Here is a 15,900-nt window from a genome sequence, read left to right as displayed (position 1 = left end):
CCGCTCCTGGGCGCCGAGACCCACCAGCACTGGACCGACCGCATCCCCCGCGAAACAGCCGCCGGCCTCCGCGAACGCCACCCCGGCATCCAGGTGACCGGCGAGCACCTCTCCGGCTCGGCCGCCGACGTCCTGGCCCGGGCCTCGAAGGACGCCGAGCTTCTGGTCCTGGGCTCACGCGGACTCGGCGGCATCGGCGGCTTCATGGTCGGCTCCGTCGGCCTGTCCGTGCTGGCCCACGCCCAGCGGCCCGTCGTGTTCGTCAGGGCCCGCTGGCAGGAGGCCCACCGCCCCGTCGTCCTGGGCCTGGACACCGACCACCCGGACAGCGCCCTCATGGACTTCGCCTTCGACGCCGCCACCCGCCGCGCCACCGCTCTGCGCGTGGTGCACGCCTGGAACCCGTCGCCGTACATCGCGTACGGCACCCCCGACAACCCGCCCCTGCACGAGGCCCTCGCGCTGGACGACGCCGAGATGCTGGCGGACGCGGTGCGGCCCTGGCGGCAGAAGTTCCCGGACGTCGAGGTCGTCGAGGAGTCCCTGTACGGCAGCGCCGCCGCGCACCTCGTGGCCGCCGCCCGCGAGGCGTCCCTCGTGGTCGTGGGACGCCGGGGCCGGCGCAGCCCGTTCGGCACGCACATCGGCCACGTCACCCACGCCGTCCTGCACCACTCCCCCGCCCCCGTCGCCGTCGTGTCGCACGGCTGACCCGCAGAGAGGAAACCCCATGAAGGCAGCGGCCGTACGGCCTTGGCGCAGGGCGACGCCCATGGTGCGGGAACCGGTCGTCGTCGGTGTCGACGGCTCCGAGGCGAGCCTGCGGGCCGTGGAGTGGGCGGCCGACGAGGCGGCCCTGCGCGGGGCGCCCCTGCATCTGGTGCACGCCTCGACGTGGCGGCACGACGCCGAGGACGGCTGGAGCCGCGACTGCCGGCTCCTGGAGTCCGCGGCCCACCGCGCGCATCGCCGTGTCCCCGATGTGCGGATCTCCACCGAGGTGGCCGCCGAGGACCCCGAGCGCGCGCTGCTGCGCGCCGCGCGGGACGCCACCGCCCTGGTGCTCGGCAACCGGGACCGCACCGGGCTCGCCGGACTGCTGCGCGGCTCGGTGAGCTCGGCCGTGGCCGCCCGTGCCGAGTGCCCCGTCATCGTCGTCCGCGGTCGTCACGACAGCGCGGCGCACGGCAGGGTCGTGGTCGGTGTCGGCGGGCCGGCGGCGGTGCGGTTCGCGGTGCGTGAGGCCGTGGTGCGGGACTCGGAGCTGGAGGCCGTGCGGACCTGGCGGGCCCCGGCGGGCGAGAACCACGAGCAGCGGGCCTCGGCCGCGCTGGAGAGGGCGCTGCGGCACGCACCCGAGCGGCTGCGGATACGGCGCCGCACCGCCGAGGGGCAGGCCCGCCGGCTCCTGGTGTCCGCGTCTTTCGCGGCCGACCTGCTGGTCGTGGGTACCCGGTCCCGTGCCGGGCGCCTGGGCCTGGTGACCCACCGGGTCCTGCGCGATGCCGCGTGCCCGGTGGCCGTCGTACCCGAGCACCGACGATGACCGAGGAGACTCCCATGCTGCACGACGACGAACTGCGCACCCTGGACGCCCACTGGCGGGCCGCCAACTACCTCGCGGCCGGCCAGATCTACCTCCTGTCCAACCCGCTGCTCACCGAACCCCTCAAGGCCGAGCACATCAAACCCCGCCTGCTGGGCCACTGGGGCACCTCGCCCGGGCTCACCCTCGTGTACACGCACCTCAACCGCGTCATCAAGGCGCGCGGTCTGGACGCGCTGTGCGTGTGGGGTCCGGGGCACGGTGGTCCGGCGGTGCTGGCGGGGTCCTGGCTGGAGGGCAGCTACAGCGAGACGTACCCGGACGTGTCGCGCGACGCGGCCGGGATGGAGCGGCTGTTCCGGCAGTTCTCCTTCCCCGGCGGGGTGCCGAGCCACGTCGCGCCGGAGACGCCGGGCTCGATCCACGAGGGCGGCGAGCTGGGCTACTCCCTGGCGCACGCGTACGGCGCCGCCTTCGACAACCCCGGTCTGCTGGTCGCCTGCGTGATCGGCGACGGCGAGGCGGAGACGGGCCCGCTGGCCGCGTCCTGGCACGCGAACAAGTTCCTCGACCCGGTACACGACGGCGCGGTCCTGCCGATCCTGCACCTCAACGGCTACAAGATCGCCAATCCGACGGTGCTGTCCCGGCTCCCGGAGTCCGAACTCGACGAACTGCTGCGCGGGTACGGCCACGAGCCCCTGTACGTGTCGGGCGACGACCCGGCGCAGGTGCACCGGGCGCTCGCCGACGCCCTGGACCGGGCTCTGGACCTGATCGGCGTCATGCAGAGCACCGCCCGTGTGGACGGGGTCGCCGAGCGCGTGCACTGGCCGATGATCGTGCTGCGCACGCCGAAGGGCTGGACGGGTCCGGCGGAGGTGGACGGCGAGCCGGTCGAGGGCACCTGGCGCGCGCACCAGGTCCCGCTGGCCGGGGTCCGGGAGAACCCGGAGCACCTGCGGCAGTTGGAGGCGTGGCTGCGCTCCTACCGGCCCCAGGAGCTGTTTTGCCCCGACGGGCGTCCGAGCGCCGACGTCCTGGCCTGTGTCCCCGACGGCACGCGCCGTCTCGGCGCCACCCCGCACGCCAACGGCGGCCTCCTCGTACGGGAGCTCCCCCTGCGCGGCCTGGACGAGTTCGCCGTACCCGTCGACAAGCCGGGGACGTCGCTGCACGAACCCACCCGGGTGCTGGGCGACTTCCTCGCCCGGGTCATGCACGACACGCGGCTGCGGCGGGACTTCCGGATCGTGGGGCCCGACGAGACGGCCTCCAACCGGCTCCAGGCCGTGTTCGGGGAGAGCGGCAAGGCGTGGCAGGCCGGGCACCTTCCGGTGGACGAGCATCTCGACCGGCACGGGCGGGTGCTGGAGATCCTCTCCGAACACCTCTGCCAGGGCTGGCTGGAGGGGTATCTGCTGACCGGGCGGCACGGGCTGTTCTCCTGCTACGAGGCGTTCGTGCACATCGTCGACTCGATGGTCAACCAGCACATCAAGTGGCTGCGGACGTCGCGGGAGCTGCCGTGGCGGGCGCCGATCGCCTCGCTCAACTACCTGCTGACGTCGCACGTGTGGCGCCAGGACCACAACGGGTTCTCCCACCAGGACCCCGGCTTCGTCGACCACGTCCTGAACAAGAGCCCCGAGGTCGTGCGGGTCTACCTGCCGCCGGACGCCAACACCCTGCTCTCCGTGGCCGATCACGCCCTGCGCAGCCGCGACTACGTCAATGTGATCGTGGCCGGCAAGCAGCCCTGCTTCGACTGGCTGTCCCTGGACCAGGCCCGCGCCCACTGCGCGCGCGGCGCCGGGATCTGGGAGTGGGCGGGCACGGAGAACGGCGGGGAACCGGACGTCGTCCTCGCCTGCGCGGGCGACGTACCGACCCAGGAGGTGCTGGCCGCCGCCCAGCTGCTGCGCCGCCACCTGCCCTCCCTCGCGGTGCGCGTCGTCAACGTCGTCGACATGACGCGCCTGCTGCCGCGCGAGGAACACCCGCACGGGATGAGCGACTTCGAGTACGACGGCCTGTTCACCGCCGACAAGCCGGTGATCTTCGCCTACCACGGCTACCCGTGGCTCATCCACCGCCTGGCCTACCGCCGCACCGGCCACCGCAACCTGCACGTGCGCGGCTACAAGGAGTCCGGCACCACGACCACCCCGTTCGACATGGTCGTGCGCAACGACCTCGACCGCTACCGGCTCGTCATGGACGTCATCGACCGCGTCCCCGGCCTCTCGGTCCGCGCGGCGGCGCTGCGCCAGACGATGGCCGACGCCCGCACCCGCCACCAGGCGTGGATCCGCGAGCACGGCACCGACCTGCCGGAGGTCGCCGAGTGGACCTGGTCCGCCTGAACGCCCCTGCCACCAGAAGGAGTTCACTGTCATGACCGTACGCGTCGGCATCAACGGCTTCGGCCGGATCGGCCGCACCTACCTGCGCGCGGCCCTGGAGCGCGGCGAGGACGTCGAGATCGTCGCCGTCAACGACATCGCCCCCGCCGCGACCCTCGCCCATCTGCTGGAGTACGACTCGACGTTCGGGCGCCTGGGCCGGGAGGTCGGCCACGACGACCGGTCGATCACCGTGGACGGCCGCCGGATCGCCGTCACCGCCGAACGCGACCCGGCCGCGCTGCGCTGGGGGGAACTGGGCGTGGAACTCGTCGTCGAGTCCACCGGCCGCTTCCGCGACCGCGACAGTGCCGCCCTGCACCTGAAGGCGGGTGCCCGCGGCGTGCTGCTGTCCGCGCCGGGCAAGGGCGTGGACGCGACGATCGTGATGGGCGTCAACGACGGCGCCTACGACCGCGGGCACGACCGGATCGTGTCGGCCGCGTCCTGCACCACGAACTGCGTCGCCCCGATGGTGAAGGTCCTCGACGACGCGTTCGGCGTCGAGCGCGGCATGCTCACCACCGTCCACGGCTACACCAACGACCAGTCGCTGATCGACGGCCCGCACAAGGACCTGCGCCGGGCCCGCTCCGCCGCCCTGAGCATCATCCCGACCGGCACGGGCGCGGCCCGCGCGGTGGGCCTGGTCCTGCCGGAACTCTCCGGGACGCTGGACGGGATCGCGGTGCGGGTACCGGTGGAGGACGGCTCGCTCACCGACCTGACGGCGGTGCTGCACCGCCCGGTGACCCGGGACGAGATCAACGACGCGTTCGAGACGGCGGCCCGGGGCCCGCTGCGGGGCGTGCTGCGCGTCTCGCACGCCCCGATCGTCTCCCGCGACGTGATCGGCGACCCCGCCTCCTGCGTCTTCGACCCCGCCCTGACCCAGGTGGGCGGCGCGCTGGCCAAGGTCTTCGGCTGGTACGACAACGAATGGGGCTACACCAACCGGCTGCTGGACCTCACCCGCCTGATGGCCTGAGCCTTCCCGAAGGAGTACTCCGATGACGGACGACCTGCTCGACCGTGCCCCGGCCCACGCACTGCTCGCGGACGGCACCACGGCGTGCATCCGGCCCGTGCTGCCCGGCGACCACGACCAGGTGGAGGGGCTGTACGAGGAGATGTCGCCGCAGAACCTGCGGCTGAGGTTCTTCTCCCCGTGCCGGCGCTCGGCCGCCCTGGCCGCGGACCGGGCCTGCGCGCCGGGCCGCCCCGGCTACCGGGCCCTGCTCGCCGAGGTGCGCGGGCAGGTCCTCGGGATCGCCGAGTACGACACCGGCGGCGACGGCGACCGGGCGGAGATCTCGATCGCCGTCGCCGAGGGGATCCACGGCCGGGGTGTGGGGACCCTGCTCGTCGAGCACCTGGTGTCGGCGGCCCGCGCGGACGGCGTCACCGTCTTCACGGCGGACGCGCTGAGCGAGAACCGTGAGGTGCTGCGGCTCTTCGCCGACCTGGGCCTGCGCACCACGCGCCGGTTCGAGGGGCCGGAGGTGCGGTGCACGATCCGCCTGGACGAGGACGACGCCTATCTCACGGCCGTCGAGGACCGGGCCCGGCGCGCGGACGTGGCGAGCCTGCGTCCGCTGCTGCGCCCGGAGGCGGTCGCCGTCGTGGGCGCGGGACGCACGCCCGGTTCGGTGGGGCGCGCGGTCCTGCACCACCTGCACACGGGCGGCTTCACCCGCCGCCTGTTCGCCGTGAACCCGAGCGTGACCTCGATCCTCGGCGTGCCGTCGTACCCGTCGGTGAGCGTCCTGCCGAAGACCCCGGACCTGGTGGTCGTGGCGGTCCCCGCGCCGGCGGTCGCGGCGACCGCCGAGGAGTGCGGGAAGGCCGGGGTGCGCGCGCTCGTCGTGGTCTCCGCGGGCCTGGACGCCGGTCAGGCCCGTGACCTGCTGGCCGCCTGCCGGACGTACGGGATGCGGCTGGTCGGCCCCAACTGCCTGGGCATCGTCGACACGGACCCGGCGCTGCGCCTGGACGCCACGTTCGCCGCGCGTCACCCGCTGCCCGGCGCGGCCGGGATCGCCGTGCAGTCCGGCGGGGTGGGCATCGCGCTGCTCGACGGGATGTCGCGGCTGGGCATCGGGGTGTCGTCGTTCGTGTCGCTCGGCGACAAGTACGACGTCAGCGGCAACGACCTGCTCCAGTGGTGGGAGTCCGACGGCCGGACCCGGCTGGCCGTGCTGCACCTGGAGTCGTTCGGCAATCCGCGCGCGTTCTCGCGGACGGCCCGCCGGGTCACCCGGCGCATCCCGGTACTGACCGTGGACGCCGGGCGCACCGACGCGGGCCGGCGGGCCGCCGCCTCGCACACCGCCGCCGCGGCCACCCCCACCATGACCCGGCAGGCCCTGTTCACACAGGCCGGGATCACGGCGACCCGCTCGGTCGGTGAACTCCTGGAGACGGCCGCCCTGTTCCACTCCCAGCCGCTGCCCGAGGGCACCCGGGTCGCGATCGTCACCAACGCGGGCGGGGCCGGGGTGCTGGCCGCCGACGCCTGCACGGAGGCGGGTCTCGCCCTGCCGGTGCTCCCCGATGCGGTGCTGGAGGACCTGCCCGCGGGCGCCACCGCCGGGAACCCGGTCGACGCGACCGCCGCCGTCACCGAGGCCCAGCTCACCGCCTGCGTCGACCGGATCCTGAAGTACGCGGGCGTCGACGCCGTGCTGGTCGCCCTGGTGCCGACGGCGGTGGCCGCCGCGACCGGCGACGACCTGGTGCGCGCCCTCACCTCGGGGCCGGGCCGCCGTCCGAAGCCGGTGCTGGCCGTGCGCCTCGAACAGGACGTGCCGGTGGGGCTGCTGCCCGCCGACGGGGGCGGCACCGTCCCCTCGTACGCCGAACCGCAGGCGGCGGCGCGGGCGTTGGCGCACGCGGCCGGCCGGGCGGCGTGGCTGGCGCGGCCCGCCGGGGCCGTACCGGACCTCGACGGCGTCGACACCCGGCGCGCCCGCGCCGTGGCCGGCGCCTGGCTGACCGCCCACCCCGAGGGGGGCTGGCTCGATCCGCGGACCTGCGCCGAACTGCTGGCCTGCTACGGCGTGCCGCAGATCCCGTGGGCCTGGGCCGAGACCGAGGACGCGGCGGTGTGCGCGGCGGAGCGGCTGCGCGGGACCGACGGCCGGGTCGTCCTCAAGGCGCACTGGCCTGGTCTCGTCCACAAGAGCGCGCAGGGCGCCGTACGGCTCGATCTGCGCGGCGACACGCAGGTGCGGAGCGCGTTCCGCGACCTCCAGGAACGTTTCGAGGGGCAGCTGACGGGGGTTGTGGTGCAGGCGCTGGCGGGCCGGGGCACCGAACTGTTCGCCGGTGTCGTCCAGGACGGGGTCTTCGGGCCGCTCGTCCTGTTCGGCCTCGGCGGTACGGCGACGGAGGTCCTCGCCGACCACGCGGCCCGCCTCGCCCCCCTCACCGACCACGACGTGCACGACCTCATGACGACCCCGCGCTGCGCACCCCTGCTGTTCGGCGCGGACGGCGGCGGCCCGCTGGCCCTGGAGGACCTGGAGCAGCTCCTGCTGCGGCTCTCCCGGATGGCCTGCGACCTGCCGCAGCTCGCCGAGGCCGACTTCAACCCGGTCCACGCCACGCCGGACGGCGCCACCGTCCTCGACGCCCGGGTACGGCTGCTGCCGCACCGGGTCCACGACCCCTACCTGCGCCGACTGAGGTGAAGCGATGAAGCACGACAAGGTACTTCGGGTGGTGTTCGAGACGGACCTGTCGGCCCGGCCGACGCGGGGAACACGGTGAGAGGAGAGGGATCACCATGACTGTGCTGGTCGCCTACGGCACCGCCAACGGTTCGACGGCACGCCTCGCCGAGGCGGTCGCCGAGGCCCTGCGCGAACGGGGGCTGACCGTCGAGGTCCGTCCGGCCTCGTCCGTCAGCGGTGTGGCCCCGTACGAGGCCGTCGTGGTCGGCGGGGCACTGTACGCGGGGCGCTGGCACCGTGACGCCCGGCGTTTCGTCCGCAGGCACCGCCGTGCGCTGGCCGGGCGGCCCATGTGGCTGTTCAGCAGTGGTCCGCTCGACGCGTCGGCCGGTGAGCGGGACATTCCGCCCGTGGCCGGTGTCCGGCGGGCGATGGCCTCGCTGGACGCGCGCGGACACGTCACCTTCGGCGGATGCCTGGAGGAGGGCGCGCGGGGCTGGGTGGCCGGGCGGATCCTCGCGGCCGGGAAGGGCGGGGACTTCCGGGACTTCGACGCCGTCAGGGAGTGGGCGGAGCGGATCGCCGGGGACCTGGCGAAGACCTGAGCACGCGGGAGGCCCGGCGACTCCCCGCGCTCAGCCCTCGTACGCCGGCACGACCGCGACCGGGCGGCCCGACTCCCGCAGCAGGGCCCGTACGACGCTGCCGGGCGGGCCGCCGACCACGTACAGGGCGGCACGCGCGCGGTGATGGAGGAGCGCCTCGGCCGGGGAGAGCAGGAGGACGTCCTCCAGGACGGGGACCTCGGGGTGTTTCGCCCGCCAGGGCCGCAGCGCGTCGGCGAGGACCTGCACCTCGTGGTCCTCCCACTCGGCCCGGTCCTCCTCCGGCACGGCGAAGGGCAGCGCGGCGGCCTCGGGAGGCAGCGCCCAGGCATGTACGGCGCACAGGCGCGCGCCCCGCAGCCGGGCGCTGTCGAAGGCGAACGCGAGGGCGGGGTCCGAGGGTTCGCGGGCGTCGATGCCGAGGACGACGTCGGTGCGGTGCGGGGTGGCGGCGTACCCGTCGGGGACCAGGACGACGGGGCCGGGCACGGTGTCGAGGAGCGTCACGGCACGGGTCTCCCCGACGGTCACGACGGCGGCGCGTGTCGCGGGGGCGTCCGGTGTACGGAGGGGTAACTCGCGGAGGGCGGCCTCCCGTTCGGCCCAGTCGGCGGCGGCCCGGCCGGTCTCGGAGGTGTCGGTGCGGGCGAGGACGACGACGGGTTCCATGGCGGTCCGCCTTCCGGTACGAGGGGTCGGTGGGCGTGTCCCAGCGTGCCGGGGCGTGGGCACGGGCGCAGGGGGCCGAACGTCCCGTGCGGGGAGGCTTCCGGACCGTTCCCGTATCGCGGCCCGCTCCTCCATGCCCCTGTCATCCCGTCCGGTGCCCCCACAACGGACCGACCACGTCCCACTCCCGCCCCCAGCCCTCGATCCGCCGTCGGTCGAGCCGCCAGCGGGCGAGGCGGCCCGCCCCGTACAGGGCGCCGGCGAGGCCGAAGGCGGCGCCGGCTCCCAGGGTCGCGGACTCGACGGCGGACTCCAGTTCGTCCGGCGGCTCGGTCCTGAGGCGGCCCTGGGTGTCCTGCCAGACCACGACCGTGGCCCCGGCCCGCTGTCCGGCGTCGACCAGGGTCCGGCCGGTACGCTCGGAGCCGTCCGGGGCGCTCCAGCGGACCACCGCCGAGCGCCGGTCGCTCGCGGCCCCGCCGACGCCCGCGCTCTCGGGCACGTCGTCGAGGAGGACCGCCCGCACGGGGTGCCGCTGTTCCCGCTGCCGGGCGAACATCTCGTCGGCGGCGTGGGCCGTCATCGTGCCGACGGCGGTGCCGGCCGCCACGATCAGCAGCCAGACGGCCAGGACGAGCCATGCCTCGGTGATGTCGTCGGGGCGGCGCAGCGGGTTGTTCCGCCACCGCCACAGCCGTTTCCTCGCGTGCCGGGTTCCACGCATCGGGCCGCACCTCCTCCGGGTCGTGGTGACGTTTCGAAGGTGGCAGTCCGCGGCGGGCCCGCGCAGGGGCCGAAGAGGCGTTCCTGCGGGACGACCCTCCCTGGGAAGGGGGCCGTTCAGCCCTTACCCGACCGGCTCGGGGCACGTCTCGAACGCGCCGACGAGTCCGGCGTGCCGCAGCAGTCGGGTGAGGGCCTCTCCGGGTGCGGCCAGCCGCAGCCTGCCGCCGCTCGCGCGGACCCGGTTGCGGGCGCGGCACAGCAGGCCGAGCCCGCAGCAGTCGACGAAGGTCACGGACCGCAGGTCCAGCACCACGTCCGGCCGCGAACCGGTGGTGAGGTCGTCCACGGCGGGACCGATGCCTATCACCGCGAGCAGGTCGAGCTCTCCGCGGAGGGTGACCACGGTCGTACCGTCATCGGTCCGAGCCGCGTACAACGTCGCGGACCTCGTGTGCGTGTCGTCCATGACGGGAAGCCAAGCCGAGGAGGCACGGAGCCGGAAAGGGCCGTTCGAACCACGCGCCCTGTGTTCGACAGGGTCCGAACGGCCTATGCACGGTCGCCGACGATCTCCCAGCGATTACGAGCAAGGTGAGGGGCGAGTCACGCTGGGGTCAGCAGGTCTGCGTGGCCCGTTCGCCGGAGGTAGTCGATCACCGCGTCACGGCTCTTCTCCAGGCACACGATCCTGTTCTCCACGACGCGCAGCTCGCGGGCGAGTTCCGCTGCCAGGGTCTGGGTGCACGCGCCTGCCGCGTCCTGGTTGGAGGGAGCCTCGATGTCCAGGACGATCTTGATCATCCTCGTCGACAGACCAGCTTCGACGAGCGCCCGGACGTGACGCGCGTGCTCGACCTGGCCCTCGGAGTAGTCGCGGTAACCGTTGGCCGACCGCGACAGCTCGATCCCCACCTCCCGGGACATCCTCATCATCGGAGCCGGGGAGCTCGGCATGCCCGTCATCCGCAACGTCGTGCGGCGAGCGAAGGACGTGGAGGGCTCGTCCGTCAGCGTGCTCCTGCGGGCGGGCGCCATCGCGTCCACGGCACCCGACAAGCAGCGCGACGTCGCTGAGATCAAGAACCTGGGCGTGAGGATCGTCGAAGGCGACCTCGTGAATAACACCCTCGACGAGCTCGCCTCCCTCTTCGCCGACTACGACACGGTCATCGGATGCACGGGCATCACCGCCGGCCTCGAAACCCCCATGAAGGTCGCCCAGGCCGCCCTCCAGGCGAGGGTCCCGCGGTACTTCCCGTGGCAGTTCGGCGTCGACTTCGACATCATCGGCCGAGGAAGCCCGCAGGACATCTTCGACTCCCAGCTGGACGTCCGCGACCTGCTCCGGTCCCAGGACCGGACCGAGTGGGTCATCATCTCCACCGGCATGTTCATGAACTACCTCTTCGAGCCCGGCTCGGGCATGGTGGACCTGCCCGGCGACACCGTCAACGCCCTGGGAAGTCTCGACACGGCGGTCACCGTGACGACGCCCGAAGACATCGGCGCCCTGACCGCGGACATCCTCTTCGCCGAACCTCGCATCCGCGACGAGATCGTCTACCTCGCCGGTGACACCATCACCTACGGCGAGCTGGCCGAGACGCTCGAGACCGTGCTGGGGCGTCCGTTCCGCCGTGTGGTGTGGACGGTTCCGTCGCTGCTCGACGAACTGGCCGCCGACCCGGACAACATGACGCGGAAGTACCGGGCGGTCTTCGCGCAGGGCCGCGGCGTCGCGTGGGCGAAGGACGACACCTACAACGCGCGCCACGCGATCCCCGTGACCGACCTCCGCCAGTGGGTCAAGGAGAACCTCGCCGGCTGACGCGTCCCCAGCCCCTGCGCGCGGGCGGCATCGGATGGTCCGGATCGCGGCCGGTTTCCGACACCACGACCGCGTGGCCGTCCGACGACTGCCCGCGCGGCTCGACTTGGTGCGCTATCGGACCTTCGGGGGGGCTGCTGAGCCTGCTGCTCGCGGGCTCCTCGCCCGGTTCGCCGAGCACCGCTTCATTTCGGCGAAAGAGGAAGCGGGACGTGGCGGCCGACCCGGAGAAGGCGGGCCCGTTGATCCGACGGGCGTTCGAGGGGGCCTGACCTGCCGGAGTTCGGGCTCAAGGCGGGAAGAAGACGACCGCTCGGATTCGGCCCGGAGATCAAGGACGACCGTCTGGGCGTGCTCTCCCAGGACGAACTGCCGGTCCTTGCCCAAGCCTTCGTCGGTGCCTTCCCGGAACCGCTTGAGGTGGAGGGAGAGGCCGAACGCGGGGTCCACGAGCTCGGCAACGATGTTGTGCGGCCCCGGCTGTCACCCGGCCCCCTGTCCTCGGATGTGGGAGGAGCGCGGCACCAGCCGTACCGCATCAGCGGCGGCGCCCCGGCAGCCGTCGACCAGCGGACGGCATCGGCTGGGCCTCGCGGGAAGGAAGCAAGGGGACCGAAGCGTCATAGCGTCCTGGCCCGAGCATGCTCGGTGACGTCCTGTCGTACGCGGGCCCGGTAGCGCAGCGGCGACTCGCCGACGACGCGTTTGAACGCCGTGCTGAAGGCACTCTCCGAGCCGTAGCCCAACTCCTCGGCGAGCGCCGCGACGCGGACGTCGCCGTCCTGGAGCGCCCGCTGGGCGAGCAGCATGCGCCACCGTCCCAGGTAGGTCAGCGGTGGCACACCGGCCGCTTCCCGGAACCGCTCGGCAAAGGTCGTCCGGGACATCGCGGCGGCCCGCGCCAGTTCCGCGAGCCCCCAGGGGTACCCGGGGTGGCCGTGCAGCAGGTCGAGGGCGGGGCGCAGACGTTCGTCGACGAGCAGCCGCAGCCAGCCGGAGGGCAGCGCGGACTGGCCGGCACAGGACCGCAGCAACTCCAGCAGGAAGAGCTGGCTGTACTGCCGGACCGCGAAGGCCGAGCCGGGCCGCTGCACGGTCGCCTCGTCGAACAGGCGCAGCAGGGCGGCGAGGAGCCGGTCGTCGTCGCCGGCCGATCTGATGTGCGCCAGGGGCGGCAGCGATTCGAGAAGGAGCGTGCTTCCGGCCGCGTTCGGACACACGCTGCCGCCGATCACGATGTCGTCGGCGTCGCGGTCCGCGGACGTGAAGCGGTCGGTGGAGAAGTCGGATTCCGGCCGCACCTCCTGGCGGGGTTCCGGGCCGGCCTCGAACGCGAGCCAGGAGCGCCCGGCGAGGATCGCCACGTCACCCGCCACGAGGTCGACCGGTTCGTCGATCCCGTCGGTGGTCAGGCGGGCCCGGCCGCTGACGAGCGCGAAGAACTTGACCGGGGCGGAGAGCGGTGCGCGCGTCCACCATCCGCCCCGAGCCGCGATGCCGCCCGTGATGACGCCGCGGATCTCGACCAGATCGAGCGCTTCGGAGAGTCGGTCGGTGACCATACCCGTACTCTCGCTCAAAAAATCGGGACTCTCAAGTATTCATCGTCCGGCCACCCCGCGCCAGGCTGGTGGCAGCAGCTCGCAGACGTACCTCAGGAGAGAACATGCGTTACCGCGTCCTCGGCAGGACCGGGATCAAGGTGAGCCCCTACGCTCTCGGCGCCATGATGTTCGGTGCCGTCGGCAACCCCGACCACGACGACTGCGTCCGCATCATCCACCGGGCCCTGGACGCCGGCATCAACCTCGTCGACACGTCCGACGCGTACGGGCACGGCGAGTCGGAGGAGATCGTCGGCCGGGCGCTGAAGGGCCGGCGGGCCGACGTGGTGCTCGCGACCAAGGCCCGCAGGCCGATGAGCGACGAGCCGAACCACCAGGGCGCGTCCCGGCGCTGGCTGGTGCGCGCGCTGGAGGACTCGCTGCGGCGCCTCGACACCGACCATGTGGACATCTACCAGATTCACCGCCCGGACCCCGACACCGATATCGAGGAGACGCTCGGGGCTCTCACCGACCTGCAACGAGCCGGAAAGATCCGCACCTTCGGCACCTCGTGCATGCCGGCCTCCGACCTCGTCCGCGCCCACTGGGTCGCCGAGCGGCGCGGTCTCGCCCGGCCGCGTACCGAGCAGCCGGTGTACTCGATCCTCGACCGGGGCATCGAGCGCGAGGTGCTCCCGGTGGCGCAGGAGTTCGGCATGGGCACCCTGGTCTGGTCGCCGCTCGGCGGCGGGCTGCTGACCGGGCGCTACCGCAAGGGCCGGCAGGCCGCGACGCACCGCTCCTCGAACTACGACTTCTCGCATCTGAAGGACGAACGGCGGCTCGACGCCGTCGAACAGCTCATCCCGCTCGCCGAAGAGGCGGGCATGCCGCTCACCCATCTGGCCCTGGGCTTCGTGCTCGCCCACCCCGGCGTCACCTCCGCGCTCCTCGGACCGCGGTCCATGGCGCAGCTGGACGATCTGCTCGCGGGCTCCGGGGTCACGCTCCCGGACGACGTCCTGGACCGGATCGACGCCATCGCGCCGCCCGGCACGGACACGGGCACACTCGACGTGGCCCACCAGCCGCCGGCCGTCCTCCAGCGGGAACTGAGGCGTCGGCCTCCGGTCGAACGCGCGGCGGCGTGACGGCACCGTGCGGTTGGCCTGCGTTTGATCTGACGGAGGGTGCCGCGTCACGGCACCCGTGTCCTGGAAGGATGATCCATGTCTGATGCTCCGTTGCCAGAGGCCGCCCTGGCCTTTCTCCGGAAGCCGAACCCGGCCGTCATGGCGACGGTCACGTCGAAAGGCCGCCCTGTATCGGTGGCGACCTGGTACCTCATCGAGGACGACGGACTTCTCATGCTGTGCATGAACGCCGACCGCGCCCGCCTGAAACATCTGCGGGACAACGGCCATGTGTCGCTGACCGTGCTGGGAGCGGACGACTTCGGCACGCATGTGTCTGTCCAGGGACATGTGGTGTCCATCAAGCCTGACGAGGGATTCGCCGACATCGACCGACTCTCCAGGCGCTTCCTCGGCAAGGACTACCCGGCCAGAGAGGACCCGCTCGTGACGGTCCACGTGGCGATCGACCGATGGTTCGGCTGGTCCGGAGGTCGTCTCCTTCAGCTCTGAGGGAGGGCCTCTCACCTGGGACGACAGGGCATGCCGAGGGCCCGTACACCGCCGAGTGTGAGGCATCTTTCCCGTGAAAAGCCGTAGCGGATCCTCCCCGCGTGTTCAGGTATCGGGTGACTCCAGCGGGGTGGTTTCCCGAGCCGGCGAGGTGCTGCTGGCCCTTGCCCACGTGGTCGTTCCTGGCGGGAAGGGACCTGTCCCCACCATGCGTATTACACCGAGACCGCACACTTCAGGGCCGCCCTTCCGCTGCCCACCGACCCCGCACGAGCACGATGGATCGACAGGGGGACCTGTCCACCACCCGGAGACAGGTCCCCCCTCTCCATCGCAGGTGTAGTGGCCGATGGCGATGGCGGCGTACAGGGCACTGTTGTTCGTCACGTCGGTGGAGATGGTCCAGGCGTTGGTTCCGACGTGGTCGACCGTCACGCCTTGCTGCTTGGCGGAGTCCAGTCAGGGCAGGTGGTGGCACGCTGGGACTCTTCTGCCTGCGGGCGCCGACGGGGGTCACCGCGGGCGGAGCCGGACTCCGCCCGCGGTGACCCCCGTGCCGTGCCGGCCTCTTTGGTGGGCAGTCGCACCTGGTCAGTTGTCGACCCAGAAGTGGCTGATCGTACGGTGGTCGACCTGGACCGTGTTGTCCGCCCGCTGCATGCTCAGGCACACGTCGTCGCCGTACTTGGCGTCCATCAGGTCCTGGGAGAACCACTCGCAGGATGCGCCCGATATCCGCTGCCGGCCGCCCCACTTCAGGTCCTTGAAGTTCTTGATGCGCTGCGGCAAGGTCGTGGGTCCGACCTTGTCGGTCCTGTCGATCGCGCGCTGGCAGGCGATGCTGTCGGTCTTGGGGACCTCGATCACTCTTGCCCAGATGACCTCGTTCTGGCCGTGGTTGTAAACGCCTGCCCACCAGTTGCCGCAGATGCGGGATCCCGACTGGGCCTGAGCGATTCCGGGAGCCATGACCGCGAAGAACGCCCCGGACGTCATGGCAATGGCCGCGAGCATCGCTGTGCGTCGCTTCGTGCGCTTGATCTGCATGAGTAGCCTCCTTGTTTCTTTCCGGGAACTGGTCAGATGCGGCCGTCGATGGCCCAGCCGTACTTCTTCTCCACGAACACGTTCCTGTTCCAGCTGCCGAACCTGAGATTGCCGTTCCACTCGTAGGTGGTTCCGCTCTGGCAGCCCCGGTTCGTCCGGACCCAGCCGCCGGCGTAGTCACCCTGGGTCCAGCGGCGGACCGCGACG

General features: G+C 72.5%; 15 protein-coding genes. 9 read left to right on the top strand and 6 right to left on the bottom strand.

Translation table 11 applies throughout. The features are described 5' to 3' along the window. The 6 genes from PV682_RS42925 to PV682_RS42900 all read left to right on the top strand — a co-directional run. A partial coding sequence (locus PV682_RS42925) for a universal stress protein (RefSeq protein ID WP_319738208.1) occupies positions 1-711 on the top strand: 711 nt, incomplete at its 5' end. A gap of 19 nt (positions 712-730) precedes the next feature. After that, entirely contained in the window at positions 731-1,546 is an 816-nt protein-coding gene (locus tag PV682_RS42920; RefSeq protein WP_319738206.1) for a universal stress protein, read from the top strand. A 14-nt stretch (positions 1,547-1,560) separates the two neighbouring features. Further along, the gene (locus PV682_RS42915) at positions 1,561-3,912 is read left to right on the top strand and encodes a phosphoketolase family protein (RefSeq protein WP_319738204.1); all 2,352 of its coding nucleotides are present in this window, start codon (positions 1,561-1,563) and stop codon (positions 3,910-3,912) included. Between the two features lie 31 nt (positions 3,913-3,943). Next, positions 3,944-4,939, top strand: coding sequence for a type I glyceraldehyde-3-phosphate dehydrogenase (gene gap / locus PV682_RS42910; RefSeq protein WP_319738199.1), 996 nt, complete (start codon positions 3,944-3,946; stop codon positions 4,937-4,939). A gap of 22 nt (positions 4,940-4,961) precedes the next feature. Then, positions 4,962-7,643: a bifunctional acetate--CoA ligase family protein/GNAT family N-acetyltransferase gene (locus tag PV682_RS42905; RefSeq protein WP_319738195.1), complete on the top strand. Its 2,682-nt coding sequence runs from the start codon at positions 4,962-4,964 to the stop codon at positions 7,641-7,643. Positions 7,644-7,732: 89 nt separating this feature from the next. Next, complete coding sequence (locus PV682_RS42900) at positions 7,733-8,230, top strand: flavodoxin domain-containing protein (RefSeq protein WP_319738210.1); 498 nt, start codon at positions 7,733-7,735, stop codon at positions 8,228-8,230. Positions 8,231-8,260: 30 nt separating this feature from the next. Here PV682_RS42900 and PV682_RS42895 read toward each other — a convergent pair whose 3' ends face one another. The 4 genes from PV682_RS42895 to PV682_RS42880 form a co-directional block, all read right to left on the bottom strand. Beyond that, the gene (locus tag PV682_RS42895) at positions 8,261-8,899 is read right to left on the bottom strand and encodes a universal stress protein (protein WP_319738194.1); all 639 of its coding nucleotides are present in this window, start codon (positions 8,897-8,899) and stop codon (positions 8,261-8,263) included. 142 nt (positions 8,900-9,041) lie between these two features. Next, positions 9,042-9,623, bottom strand: coding sequence for an Rv1733c family protein (locus tag PV682_RS42890; RefSeq protein ID WP_319738193.1), 582 nt, complete (start codon positions 9,621-9,623; stop codon positions 9,042-9,044). A 123-nt stretch (positions 9,624-9,746) separates the two neighbouring features. Further along, positions 9,747-10,091 carry an STAS domain-containing protein gene (locus PV682_RS42885; protein ID WP_319738191.1) on the bottom strand — a complete coding sequence of 115 codons (345 nt, stop codon included), beginning with the start codon at positions 10,089-10,091 and terminating at the stop codon, positions 9,747-9,749. A 137-nt stretch (positions 10,092-10,228) separates the two neighbouring features. Beyond that, the gene (locus PV682_RS42880; protein ID WP_319738189.1) at positions 10,229-10,549 is read right to left on the bottom strand and encodes a MerR family transcriptional regulator; all 321 of its coding nucleotides are present in this window, start codon (positions 10,547-10,549) and stop codon (positions 10,229-10,231) included. Between the two features lie 28 nt (positions 10,550-10,577). On the opposite strand from PV682_RS42880, the gene PV682_RS42875 reads away from it, so the two are divergent. Then, positions 10,578-11,453, top strand: coding sequence for an aromatic alcohol reductase (locus PV682_RS42875; RefSeq protein ID WP_319738187.1), 876 nt, complete (start codon positions 10,578-10,580; stop codon positions 11,451-11,453). Positions 11,454-12,073: 620 nt separating this feature from the next. Here the strand turns inward: PV682_RS42875 and PV682_RS42870 are convergent. Further along, the gene (locus PV682_RS42870; protein ID WP_319738185.1) at positions 12,074-13,015 is read right to left on the bottom strand and encodes a helix-turn-helix transcriptional regulator; all 942 of its coding nucleotides are present in this window, start codon (positions 13,013-13,015) and stop codon (positions 12,074-12,076) included. A 104-nt stretch (positions 13,016-13,119) separates the two neighbouring features. Between PV682_RS42870 and PV682_RS42865 the strand changes: the two genes are divergently transcribed. Further along, the gene (locus tag PV682_RS42865) at positions 13,120-14,151 is read left to right on the top strand and encodes an aldo/keto reductase (protein ID WP_319738183.1); all 1,032 of its coding nucleotides are present in this window, start codon (positions 13,120-13,122) and stop codon (positions 14,149-14,151) included. Positions 14,152-14,229: 78 nt separating this feature from the next. Further along, positions 14,230-14,646, top strand: coding sequence for a pyridoxamine 5'-phosphate oxidase family protein (locus PV682_RS42860; protein ID WP_055718351.1), 417 nt, complete (start codon positions 14,230-14,232; stop codon positions 14,644-14,646). A gap of 591 nt (positions 14,647-15,237) precedes the next feature. On the opposite strand, the gene PV682_RS42855 is transcribed toward PV682_RS42860, so the two are convergent. Beyond that, the gene (locus PV682_RS42855) at positions 15,238-15,693 is read right to left on the bottom strand and encodes a hypothetical protein (RefSeq protein ID WP_055718352.1); all 456 of its coding nucleotides are present in this window, start codon (positions 15,691-15,693) and stop codon (positions 15,238-15,240) included. Positions 15,694-15,900 lie beyond the last annotated feature (207 nt).

This window comes from Streptomyces niveiscabiei, assembly GCF_033794345.1.
Lineage (GTDB): Bacteria > Actinomycetota > Actinomycetes > Streptomycetales > Streptomycetaceae > Streptomyces > Streptomyces niveiscabiei.
This window is presented reverse-complemented; position numbering and strand designations above follow the sequence as displayed.